Below are 12196 nucleotides of genomic sequence, written 5' to 3' on the forward strand. Positions count from 1 at the left end.
TCTTTTAAGATCTATTTTCTTCCTCCCGTATGTACGCCCGAAGTAATTTCATTAAAGCCCTTTTTTCAATTCTAGATACATAACTACGGGAGATATTTAATTGTTTTGCAATTTTTTTCTGTGTTAATATCTCACTTCTATGAATCCCATATCGGTGAATAATAACAAATAACTCCCGTTCTGATAAAAGATGAATATAACGATTTAACTTTTCAATTTCAATATGTTTTTCTATGGATGTCACAATATCTTCTACATCTGCTTCTAGTATATCGGCTAAAGTCATTTCATTTCCTTCTAAATCCTGGCCAATTGGACTATATAAAGACACATCTTTATTCGACTTTTTTAATGAACGTAAGTACATCAAAATTTCATTATCGATACAGCGAGCACAATATGTTGCGAGCTTTGCTCCTTTATTTGCCTTAAAACTTTCTACACCTTTAATTAAACCAATTGTCCCAATTGAAATTAAATCTTCGCTTTTTTCATTTGTATCATCATATTTTTTTACGATATGTGCAACTAGACGTAAATTATGTTCAATTAATTTATCCCTTGCCATCGTGTCGCCAGCAAGCATTGCTTCCACATATTTTTTTTCTTCTTCTTTGGATAATGGATGGGGGAATGCGTTGTTTTTAATATATGAAACGAATACGACGTACTGTTTTAAAAAATATGTCATTATCGCTAAAATTGTCGACATCTGATTCCTCCTATCACATATTTTTATCATTGTATGTATAAGACAGGAAGAAATTGCACGTCCAATTAAAAGAGATGAGACATAATTATTTTATAATTAAAGTTTATCTTTTTGTAATAAATATGATTGGGGTCAATTCGTGGAAAGTGTAGCAAATTTATGGAGGGCCTAGTCGGTCAAATAAAAAGAAAAAGTAATTCCAGTAAAAATTAACTTACTGAAATCACCTTTTTCGTTTCACCGAGTATTATCTCAGTTATTTAGCTTGTTTTTTATTTTTTGTTCGCATATATGTTTCATATTCATCTTCACGATGTCGTAAATAAGGTTTGACATTCGCTTTATGGGCAGCCCTTGAAAGCATATGTCCACCGACTGGGGAAGATAAAAATATGAATAAAATTGCTAAAAGTAATTTTCCACTTACGATTTGATGTGAACCGTAAAGAAACAAGAATGTTGCAAGTAAAATACTCATAATTCCTAAAGTAGGTGCTTTTGTTGCTGCATGTAATCGAGTGAAAACATCGGGGAATCGAATGATTCCTAAAGCACTAGAAAAAATGAAAAAGGTACCTGACAACATTAGAATGATAATGATAATATTCATAATGATACTAATCAGAGTCTCGGTCAATGATAACACCCATTTCTAAATATTTTGCTAATGCTAATGTACCGATAAAAGATAGAATCCCAATTAATAAAATAACATCGTTTAATTTTGTCGTTGCAAGTAAAATCGACGTTAATGCAGCGGTAGCCATTAAACAAACACCAATCACATCTAAAGCTGTAGCACGATCTGGATTTGATGGACCGATTAGGACACGATAGATAAGTAAAATTAAAGATAATGCAATTCCAGTAATACAAATTAGTGTTGTAATATATAATATATGTTCAACAACATGTAATACATCTATCATTTCGTCACCTCCATGATCGCTTTTTCAAATGTGTTTTTAATATCATTTATAGCTTCTTCTTTGTCTTCAATATCCATTGCATGAATGAAAATTTGTTTATTATCATCTGAAATGGCTACAGATAAAGTTCCAGGTGTTAACGTAATTAAATTTGCTAAAAGAGTGATTTCCCAATCTTTTTCGACTTCAACTGGAAGTGCAAAAATACCAGGTTCGAAATCAGGATTCCTCTTATATACTATTTTAACGATATCGATATTCGATAAAATAAGTTCGCGAATAAAGATAAGAAATAAAATGAAAAATTTATAAATTGGTGCTAAATAATATCGACTAGGGAAAAATCGATTTAATAAAAGTAATAGTAGAGCACCTAAAATATATCCAAAAATGAATGTGACGAATGTATAATTTTCACTCAAAAACATCCACATAAAGGATATAATTAAATTAACAACAATTTGAAAAGTCATGTTCATTACTCCTTTAATACGGAATTAATATATGCTTCTGGATTTAATAAGTATTCGCCAACAGTTTCAATATGAGGATATACAAACTCTGCGCCAATCCCCATAAAAATAGAGAGAATAATTAAAAATACAATAGGGTATAACATCCCGTTCGTACGTTTAACTTGAAAGTTCTTTTTCTTTTCTCCCCAAAATCCTAATATGAAAATTTTCATGACGGAATATAGAATAAGTAAACTCGTCAATAAACCGACAATGACAATAATCACATGATCTGTTTCAAAGGCTCCTTTTAGAAGTAATATTTTTCCGATAAAACCACTAAATGGAGGAATCCCCGCTAAAACGAATGTAGCAATAAAGAATATCCAGCCAAGTCTTGGATAATAATGAATTAGTCCACCCATTTTCTTTAAGTCAGATGTACCGACAATATATGTAATGACACCGACAAGTAAAAAGAGGGCAGTTTTAATAATCATATCATGAATTAAATAGTATGTTGAACCAGATAAACCTGTCTCATTAAATATTGCTAAACCAAGTAGTACAAAGCCTATAGAAGGAATCACATTATAAGCAATAATTAATTTAATATCATTCGTTGATAAAGCTCCTATGACACCAAAAATCATCGATAATCCTGCAATTATTATGAAGAAATTACGAATTGTATCTGATTCATATATAAAGATCAACGTATAAATACGTATAATCGAATAGATTCCGACTTTCGTTAACAATGCACCAAATAAAGCAGAAGTTACTGGATTCGGTACGATATATGATTTAGGCATCCAATAGTACAACGGGAAAAGTGCAGCTTTAGTTGCAAAAACGAAAAATAGTACAATACCAATCGTTGTTAATACGCCAGCTTGTTCTACTTCATGTACACGTTCTGCAATATGTGCCATATTCACTGTACCTACAACAGCATATAAAAATGCTACCGTCGTTACAAAAACTACAGATGAGAACAAATTAATTAATACATATTTTAAAGATTCTCGTAATTGTTCTTTGCTTCCTCCGAGAATAATTAATCCGTATGAAGCCATTAATAATACTTCAAAAAATACAAATAAGTTGAATAAATCTCCAGTTAAAAATGCGCCAGAAACACCACTGATTAACATAAATGTGAATGTATAAAAGTAAAATGTTTCTTTCCGTTCAGAGACTAGCTTTGGTGCAATAAAGATACACGCAGTACTTAATGTCGCTGTCGTTAAAACTAATAAAATAGATAAATAATCAGCGACAAAAATAATCCCATATGGAGCAACCCAACTACCAGCCTCTAAAACAATTGTACCATCTGTAAAAACGAGGTATGTAATCCATATAGTTAACGCTAAATGAATTAAAATAAATATTTTCGATAAAAACCTTGTGAATGTAACCCTTTTATTTGTAAAAGCAACAATCGTACCGGCTAAAAGCGGTAATACGATAGGTAGTATAGCTAAATTACTCATATTCATTGCCCCTTAATTGCTCCATATTATCTGTTTTATTTTCATTAATTGTTCGGTATGCAAGCACTAATACAACACTTGTAACCCCAAAACTAATTACAATGGAAGTTAAAATTAAAGCATGTGGTAATGGATCTGTATAATTCGTAATATTATCGACAATGATTGGTGGTTGGCCACGTTTCAATTTACCCATTGTTAAAATAAATAAGTGTGCCGCATGAGAAATTAAGCCTGTACCAATCGCAATTCGTAATAATTGTTTCTGTAAAAGATTATATACACCTGTCGCAAATAACACTCCAGCCAAAATCGCTATAATAAACTCCATTTATTTCGCCCCCTTATTGTTTCGTAATTTAATGAGGCCGAATACAGTTAATCCTGCTAGTCCTAAAACAGCAATTTCAAACAATGTATCAAATCCACGCATGTCTACTAAAATTACGTTTACGATGTTTCGTCCACCACCAATTGGAAGTGATGTTTCCACAAAGTATTCCGAAATTTTATCAAACCAGTTGCTACTTAATGCAGAAATACCAATTGCAGTCATTAATAGTCCAAAACCAATTGATACGATAAGGTTTGTAAAGATTGTTTTCTTTGTTTCTTCCCTTTTTCGTAATTTAGGAAAGTGATAGAAACAGAGTAAGAATAATGCCATTGTAATTGTTTCGATTACTAATTGTGTTAACGCTAAATCTGGTGCTCGATATAATACAAATAAAATTGCAACACCATATCCAGTAATACCTAAAATTAAAATGGCAGTGATATTATGGTTAGAAAAAATAGTTCCAACTGCAGCAATAGCGATTGCTATCACGACAACAACTTCAATGAACGTTACATCAGCTAAGTCTGACATATTTATAGCAAAGCCGTCTGTCATATACATGAAAATAAATGAGATGATAAACATAGAACCTACAATTAACAACATATAATTACGTAAAGATCCCGTCATATACGAATTTGTTACTTTTTTACTTCCATCATCTATATAGGTTAATGTTTTATCATACACTTTGTTAAAGCTTAACACACCTGGCAATACATCATATATTTTGCTCCATTTTTCTTTCGTCATATAAAGAATTGCTCCGAGTACTACAACAATTAATGACATTCTAAGTGGTGTATTAAATCCATGCCAGAACTTAATATGGTCATAAGATGCTGTAGCTTTAATACTCGTTGCAGCATGTACTAATAACCCGTTGTTAAATAAATTAGGAACTAAACCAATCGTAATAACTCCTAATACTAAAATAATAGGTGATAGTAACATACCGATAGAAACTTCTTTCGGTTTTGTTGGTAAGTCTTCCGGATTGTTTTTTGATTTACCAAAGACACCAAAAAATAAATACATCGAATATACGAATGTAAAAACACTTCCGAATACAGCTAAATAAGGAACAAGTGCAGCAATTATGCCTGATATATCAACATCATTTGCTGTTAAACCTAATGTCGCATCAAAAAATAATTCTTTACTATAAAATCCATTTAAAAATGGTAATGGAAACCCTGCCATTGAAAATGTCCCAAATAATGCTAAAGTTGCAGTAATAGGCATTAATGTATATAGTGCGCCGAGACGACGTATATCTCTCGTTCCTGATTGTACGTCGATGATGCCCGCTACCATAAACAAACTACCTTTAAATGTTGCATGGTTTAAAATGTGGAATACAGCAGCAAAAATAGCGATATCTGTTCCGAATCCTAACATTGCCATAATCATTCCAAGCTGACTTACTGTTGAAAAAGCTAAAATTGCTTTTAAATCGGTTTGTCGAACGGCCATGTAAGATCCCCAACATAATGTAATGATTCCAAAGGTCGTTACAATTATAAAAAACCAATCGTATTGCGAGAAAATCGGAGAAAAACGCGCAACTAAATATAACCCTGCTTTTACCATTGTTGCAGAGTGTAGGTAAGCACTAACTGGTGTAGGAGCTTCCATAGCATCCGGTAACCAAATATGAAAAGGGAATTGCGCTGATTTTGTAAAAGCTCCTATTAGAATAAAGATGAGTGCTAATGGTAAATACTCACTTTCCAAAATTAAATCTGCTTGATCTATCATTACTCGAATGCTCGTCGTATTAGTGATGACTGATAAAAGTAAAAAACCACCGAGCATACTTAAACCACCGAAAACAGTTATCATCATAGATTTTAATGCACCGTATCGGGATTTCTCTTTAAAATGCCAATATCCAATTAATAAAAATGATGAGATCGATGTTAATTCCCAGAAAGAATATAAAACGAAAATATTATCAGATAAAACAATTCCTAACATTGCGGACATAAACATTAATAAGTATACGTAGAAATGTCCTAGATTCTCTTGTTTGTCTAAATAAAAAATAGAATACAATACAACAAGAGATCCAATTCCAGTGATAAGTAGAACGAATAACAAGCTTAATCCATCTAAGTATAAATCAAAATTAATATGTAACGATGGAATCCATTCAAATACTTGTTTAATCGGGATGAAATCCTTTCCAATATATTGTATGAAAAATAAAAATATACTGAAAGGAACGAAAAAAACAAATATACCTGTGTGGATTGTTGATTTCCATCTACTTAAAGTAGGGATAAAAAATGCGATAATAAGTGGTGCTAATATTGCTAAAAGCATTCTCTGTTTGTCCTCCAATCTGCTCAAAAAAAACTACAATAAACTCAAAGCATATGTATTTAAGTATAGTGATATTTCGTTTAAAAATAAAGTATTAAACGCAAAAAAATTTAATGATAAAAATGATATAAGTTTCGTCGTGATAATTCCTTTTCAAGCAATAATATAAAGTGATCATCTAAATTCAATTGTACAGCATGTACATAAGTATCCATTAACATTTCATTTGATAATTCATTCATTTTCTTTCTCCTTTAAAATTCATGTCTGTTTAATTTATCATGAAAAGAACCCTTGGACAAGTAAAGATAAACCACTCTTTTCATGTGCATAAGCTGTGGGTAATGTTGGTGATAACTTTCAAGAAATCCGTTATATCAACGTTATGAAATAAGGGAAGTTATACACATTAGGCTAAAAGGGGGTGTATTTTGTCGAAAAGTCATCGTGTTTTGACAAAATTCCACCTGTTTTTCGACAAAAATTTACGCTCATCGGGGAACGACAACAAAATAATTGAATATTGTATGGGATATTTACATATTTTTTCATAGTGATCCATGTATATATAATATCTTGCGATAAGAATAGTAGATTGTTTTTAAAAATGCTTGTACGTGCTATAATTAAGCAGCAACAATTACTTTTAAATTGAATCAATGGATAAATATTGGAAGAGAATATATTAGAGGTGACAATTTTTGTTAAATTTATTTTTACCAAATAAACATGTAGATACGGTGTATGATATTACACCAACGTTTTTAAAAGAAAATGGAAAAAAAGCAGTTATTGTAGATTTGGACAATACATTAGTCCCTTGGAATGTAAGTAATGCTACAGAAGAAATAAAAACTTGGTTACATAGTATGGAAGAAGCTAATATTAAAGTAACGATTTTTTCTAATAATAATGAAGAAAGAGTACGGATATTTTCAGAACCGCTACATATTCCGTTTATTCATAAGGCAAATAAACCTTTAAAAACGAAATTTCGTCGTGCTCAAAAATTAATGGGTGTAAAAAAAGATGAAGTAGTCGTTATCGGTGATCAACTATTAACAGATATATTAGGTGGAAATCGGGCTGGCTTCTATACAATCTTGGTTGTACCAATCGTACAAAGTGATGCGGCAATTACAAAGTTCAACCGTCGTATGGAACGGAAAATTTTAAACAGATTTTATGCACAAGGAAAATTAACGAAAAGGGTGTTACATGATGAGTGATCTATTTTGTGGTGGTTGTGGGGCACAACTTCAAACGGAAAATAAAGAAGCAATCGGTTTTATTCCTGCATCTTCTATAAATAAGGAACAACTTCTTTGTCAAAGATGTTTTCAGATGAGACATTATAATAAAAATACGACTGTTCCAATGGATAGTGACGATTTTTTACATTTAGTTAGTACGATTCGGAATGAAAATAGTCTTGTTGTCCATGTCATTGATATTTTTGATGTAAATGGAACTTTATTGAAAAGTTTGCCTAGAATTGTAGGGGATAATCCAATTATTTTAGTCGGAAATAAAGTGGATTTATTACCGAAGTCCTCCAACTTACGAAAATTAAAACATTGGTTATTTAAAATAGCAAAAGAAATTGGTTTAAAAGTAGAGGATATTTATTTAATTTCTTCCTTAAAAGGACATGACATGGAACAACTTGCCATGTTTATGGAAAAAGAACGCCGTGGTCGAAATATTCATGTGGTCGGTGTTACAAATGTCGGAAAATCTACTTTCATTAATCAGTTCATTCGTCGTGCTACAGGTATTAAAGATGCAATTACGACTTCTTATTTCCCTGGCACAACTTTAGGCTTTATTGAAGTACCGTTAGATGAAACTTCTGCTTTAATTGATACTCCAGGAATCATGAATCATGAACAAATGGCACATTATGTATCGAAGCATGATTTAAAAGTAATTACACCGAAAAAGGAAATTAAAGCACGTAACTATCAATTAAATAGTGAACAGACATTATTTTTTGGTGGTTTAGCACGGTTTGATTTTAAGAAAGGAAATAAACAAACCTTTGTCTGTTACTTTTCTAATGAATTACCGATTCATCGGACAAAGTTAGAAAATGCAGATGCATTGTATAAAAAACAAAATGGTGTATTACTAAGTCCGCCAGACGAAGAAACATTACAAAACTTACCACCATTTGTAAAACAATCGTATAAAATTACCGATCCGTATACAGATATTGTTTTCCCTGGATTAGGTTGGATTACAATTTTAGAAGGAAATGTTACGATAGAAGTGCATAGTCCAAAAGGAGTTAGTGTATCTATTCGCGATTCATTTATGTCATCTTAAATAGAGAAAGGTTTGATATTGATGTATAAATTTGGTTTAATCGGTTATCCAATTCAACACTCTTTATCACCGTGGATTCACCGGCAATTTTTCGAACGAACGAATTTAGAAGGAACATATGATATATATGAAATTGATATACATGCATCATTTGATGAAAAAATTGCTTCACTAAAAGAAATGCAATTGGATGGATTTAATGTTACCGCACCATACAAAGAAACGATTATTCCATTCTTAGATGGGCTGGATGAACAAGCAAGCATTATCGGTGCCGTAAATACGGTACTAAATAAAAATGGTAAATGGTATGGATTTAATACAGATGGTGCTGGTTATGTCCGGTCTTTATTAAGTAAATACCCAATTTTAGCTAACCAAAAAAACGAAGCTGTATTATTGTTAGGAGCTGGGGGTGCTTGTAAAGGAATTTATAATGCACTCATAAAAGAAGGCTTTACAAATATTACCATTGCTAATAGAACGTTGGAAAAGGCTGTAAATATTATCGGTCAAAGATACGGAAACGTGATGACAATAGAGGAAGCATCACAAAATATCCATTCTTTTCCTCTTATAATACAGACAACATCAGTCGGAATGAAACCATCTACAGATAGAATGGTTATTAAGCTGAAGAACGTACATGAAAAGGCAATAGTTAGTGATATTGTATACCAACCATTAGAAACAGCATTTTTACAGCGCGCAAAACAATTAGGTGCATCGATTCATTTTGGTCATACAATGTTGTTATATCAGGCACAATATGCATTTGAAATATGGACAAATACTACACCAAAAATGGATCAGTTAGATGCACAATTAGAAAAGAAACTGGAAGGTTGATTGACATATGTTAACAGGAAAACAAAAAAGATTTTTACGTGCAAAAGCACATCACGAAAAGCCATTATTTCAAATTGGAAAAGGTGGCGTAAACGAAAATTTAACGAAACAACTGGACGATCTGTTAGAAAAAAGGGAATTAATTAAAGTAGCTGTATTACAAAACTGTTTAGAGGAGAAAGACGATATCGCTGCACAATTGGTCGATGGCACAGATGCCTGTCTTGTCCAAATTATCGGAAACACAATCGTTTTATACCGTGAATCAGTTGAAAACAAAACAATTACATTACCGAATTAGTCTTATCACTTGGTTAAAAAATGAGTAATTACTTAAACTGAATTTTCTATTACTAAAAATAAATTTGAATAATTTTAAAAAAAACATCTTACGACTGCTTTGTGCAAACTTTTTAACGAAAACAACAACCATTTATGGTCAATGCATCATAAATGGTTGGATATATTACGTACGATCAAACAATGAATGTAATAAAGAGGGATGAAATGAAAAAAAAAGTTGGAATACTTGGTGGCACATTTGATCCACCACATATTGGACATTTAATCATTGCGAATGAAGTACTACATCGCCAAAATTTAGATGAAATATGGTTTATCCCAACAAATGAACCACCACATAAAGCGAATGCAATGTCATCGAATAAACATCGAAAAAACATGGTAGAACTAGCGATAGCAACGAATGACCATTTTTATTTGCATGATATTGAATTGCAACGTAAAGGAAAATCATACACATATGATACGATAAAGCAATTATTAGAAATGTATGATCATCAATTTTATTTTATTATTGGAGCTGACATGATTGAATATTTACCAAAATGGAATAAAATTGATGAACTGATGAAAATGACTCAATTTATCGGCGTGAAACGTTCTACATACAAAACAGAGACTGATTTTCCTGTTTTATTAGTAGATATTCCGATGATAGACGTATCATCAACTGCTATTCGTGAACGAATTCGGCATCATGTTTCAGCCCAATATTTGATACAAGATTCTGTGTATGTTTATATAAAGGAGCATCAATTATATGACGTATAAACAATATAGGCAATACTTAGAAAATCATTTAAGTAAAAACCGATATGAACATACATTACGTGTTTATGATACTGCAATAGAATTAGCTGGTTTATACAATGCCGATAGAGAAATTGTAGAACAAGCAGCATTATTACATGATATATGTAAATGTGAATCAGACGACGTATTGATTCATAAAATAAAACAATATAATATTGACGAATCATTACTTACATTCAATAAAGAATTATGGCATGGTCCAGTCGGTGCACATTTTGTTCAAGATGTATTTCAAATAACCGATGAAACGATTTACAACTGTATGTATTACCATACAACTGGAAGGGAAAAAATGACTGTTGAGGAACTTGTCATTTTTGTAGCAGATTATATCGAACCAGGAAGGAATTTTCCAGGAGTAGAAGAAGTGAGAGAGTTAGCTAAAATCGACTTAAAAAGGGCTGCATTTCAAGCATTAAAAAACACGCTTATTTTTTTAATAAGCAAAAATGCAACACTTCATCCAAATACAATTTTAGCTTATAATGATTTAGCGAAATAAAGGAGCGATTTTTTTGAAAGAAACGAATGAATTAGTAAAGATCATTGTAGAAGCTGCAGAGGAGCGTAAAGCTGAAAACTGCGTCGTATTAAATATGGAACAATTGACACCAATTACTGATCGGTATGTCATTTGTCATGGAAATAACGAAAGACAAGTTCAAGCAATAGCTCGTTCTATTAAAAATGCAGTCGAAGAAAATGGTTTAGATATTCAGCGAATGGAAGGCTTTGAACAAGCTCGTTGGATTTTAATCGATGCAAAAGATGTCGTATGTCATGTTTTCCATAAAGATGAAAGAACGTATTATAATTTAGAGAAATTATGGGGCGATGCAGATGTTGTTGGGGACAATAAATAAATGACATATAATGAGTTTGCATATGTATATGATCGTTTTATGGAACATGCACCATATGATATGTGGGTGCAATTAACAAAAGACATTATCGAAACACATCAATTAGAAACGAAAAATATCGTTGATTTAGGCTGTGGAACAGGCGAAATTGCGATTCGCTTAGCTAATAGCGGGTTTCATATAACGGGAGTAGATGTCTCGTCAGATATGTTAACTGTTGCACAATCAAAAGCGATGCAACAAGGTGTCCATATTCCATGGATCCATCAAGACATGACAAACTTGGAAGGATTTTCTAATACGGATTTATTTATTAGTTATTGTGATGTGATGAACTATATAACAAATATAGATGATGTAACAGCTGTTTGTCAGCGTGTATATGAAAATCTCCAAGAAGACGGTGCATTTATTTTTGATATTCATGCCATTCCATATGTAGAAAATATGTTAGTCAATCAAACATTTGCTGATGTAACAGATGAACTTGCTTATATTTGGTTTTGCGAATCAGGGGAAGAAATCGGGGCAATGACACATTATTTAACATTTTTTGAAAAACAAGTGGATGGGACTTATCATCGCTTCGAGGAAATACATGAAGAAAAAACATACAATATCGAAACATATGCAAATATTTTAAATAATATTGGGTTTCGTAAAATTAAATTTTATACCGATTTTTCTATGCAAAATGAAATTTCTACAGATAAAGGTGAGCGAATTTTCATTTTTGCACAGAAATAATCCGAGAAAATGCTATTTCTCGGATTTTCT

Annotated in this window: 16 protein-coding genes; 8 read left to right on the top strand and 8 right to left on the bottom strand. The window is 31.8% G+C overall.

The genetic code is table 11. From position 1 onward, the window contains the following. Positions 1-4: 4 nt before the first annotated feature. From sigK to SPD45_RS14050, 8 genes are all read right to left on the bottom strand, one after another. On the bottom strand, positions 5-712 hold the full coding sequence (gene sigK / locus SPD45_RS14015; protein WP_336268398.1) for an RNA polymerase sporulation sigma factor SigK: 708 nt from the start codon (positions 710-712) through the stop codon (positions 5-7). A gap of 256 nt (positions 713-968) precedes the next feature. Further along, positions 969-1358, bottom strand: a complete 390-nt coding sequence (gene mnhG, locus SPD45_RS14020; RefSeq protein ID WP_442962038.1) for a monovalent cation/H(+) antiporter subunit G — start codon at positions 1356-1358, stop codon at positions 969-971. After that, positions 1330-1641, bottom strand: coding sequence for a monovalent cation/H+ antiporter complex subunit F (locus tag SPD45_RS14025; RefSeq protein ID WP_336268400.1), 312 nt, complete (start codon positions 1639-1641; stop codon positions 1330-1332). The genes mnhG and SPD45_RS14025 overlap by 29 nt, the downstream gene beginning before the upstream one ends. Beyond that, the gene (locus tag SPD45_RS14030; RefSeq protein WP_336268401.1) at positions 1638-2114 is read right to left on the bottom strand and encodes a Na+/H+ antiporter subunit E; all 477 of its coding nucleotides are present in this window, start codon (positions 2112-2114) and stop codon (positions 1638-1640) included. The genes SPD45_RS14025 and SPD45_RS14030 overlap by 4 nt, the downstream gene beginning before the upstream one ends. Positions 2115-2119: 5 nt before the next feature. Continuing rightward, positions 2120-3595 carry a Na+/H+ antiporter subunit D gene (locus tag SPD45_RS14035; protein WP_336268402.1) on the bottom strand — a complete coding sequence of 492 codons (1476 nt, stop codon included), beginning with the start codon at positions 3593-3595 and terminating at the stop codon, positions 2120-2122. Next, complete coding sequence (locus SPD45_RS14040; protein WP_336268403.1) at positions 3588-3926, bottom strand: Na(+)/H(+) antiporter subunit C; 339 nt, start codon at positions 3924-3926, stop codon at positions 3588-3590. Before SPD45_RS14040 ends, SPD45_RS14035 begins: the two co-directional genes overlap by 8 nt. Further along, complete coding sequence (locus SPD45_RS14045) at positions 3927-6263, bottom strand: Na+/H+ antiporter subunit A (RefSeq protein ID WP_336268404.1); 2337 nt, start codon at positions 6261-6263, stop codon at positions 3927-3929. It abuts the gene before it with no gap. A 110-nt stretch (positions 6264-6373) separates the two neighbouring features. Further along, complete coding sequence (locus SPD45_RS14050) at positions 6374-6505, bottom strand: sporulation histidine kinase inhibitor Sda (protein ID WP_336268405.1); 132 nt, start codon at positions 6503-6505, stop codon at positions 6374-6376. Positions 6506-6964: 459 nt separating this feature from the next. Between SPD45_RS14050 and SPD45_RS14055 the strand changes: the two genes are divergently transcribed. The 8 genes from SPD45_RS14055 to SPD45_RS14090 all read left to right on the top strand — a co-directional run bounded on the left by SPD45_RS14055 (position 6965) and on the right by SPD45_RS14090 (position 12166). After that, positions 6965-7492 (top strand): YqeG family HAD IIIA-type phosphatase, encoded by a 528-nt coding sequence (locus tag SPD45_RS14055; protein WP_336268406.1) that lies wholly within the window; start codon positions 6965-6967, stop codon positions 7490-7492. Then, a complete protein-coding gene (gene yqeH, locus SPD45_RS14060) occupies positions 7485-8591 on the top strand; it encodes a ribosome biogenesis GTPase YqeH (protein WP_336268407.1) in 1107 nt (368 codons plus the stop codon). The genes SPD45_RS14055 and yqeH overlap by 8 nt, the downstream gene beginning before the upstream one ends. A gap of 18 nt (positions 8592-8609) precedes the next feature. Beyond that, a complete protein-coding gene (gene aroE / locus SPD45_RS14065) occupies positions 8610-9440 on the top strand; it encodes a shikimate dehydrogenase (RefSeq protein WP_442962039.1) in 831 nt (276 codons plus the stop codon). A 7-nt stretch (positions 9441-9447) separates the two neighbouring features. Then, entirely contained in the window at positions 9448-9741 is a 294-nt protein-coding gene (gene yhbY, locus SPD45_RS14070; protein ID WP_336268409.1) for a ribosome assembly RNA-binding protein YhbY, read from the top strand. Between the two features lie 206 nt (positions 9742-9947). Then, the gene (locus SPD45_RS14075) at positions 9948-10514 is read left to right on the top strand and encodes a nicotinate-nucleotide adenylyltransferase (RefSeq protein ID WP_336268410.1); all 567 of its coding nucleotides are present in this window, start codon (positions 9948-9950) and stop codon (positions 10512-10514) included. Beyond that, a complete protein-coding gene (yqeK, locus tag SPD45_RS14080) occupies positions 10504-11058 on the top strand; it encodes a bis(5'-nucleosyl)-tetraphosphatase (symmetrical) YqeK (protein ID WP_336268411.1) in 555 nt (184 codons plus the stop codon). The genes SPD45_RS14075 and yqeK overlap by 11 nt, the downstream gene beginning before the upstream one ends. A 13-nt stretch (positions 11059-11071) precedes the next feature. Then, positions 11072-11419: a ribosome silencing factor gene (rsfS, locus tag SPD45_RS14085; RefSeq protein WP_336268412.1), complete on the top strand. Its 348-nt coding sequence runs from the start codon at positions 11072-11074 to the stop codon at positions 11417-11419. Further along, complete coding sequence (locus tag SPD45_RS14090) at positions 11420-12166, top strand: class I SAM-dependent DNA methyltransferase (protein WP_336268413.1); 747 nt, start codon at positions 11420-11422, stop codon at positions 12164-12166. Positions 12167-12196 lie beyond the last annotated feature (30 nt).

The sequence above is a fragment of the Pseudogracilibacillus sp. SO10305 genome (genome assembly GCF_037072005.1).
GTDB lineage: Bacteria > Bacillota > Bacilli > Bacillales > Amphibacillaceae > Pseudogracilibacillus > Pseudogracilibacillus intestinigallinarum.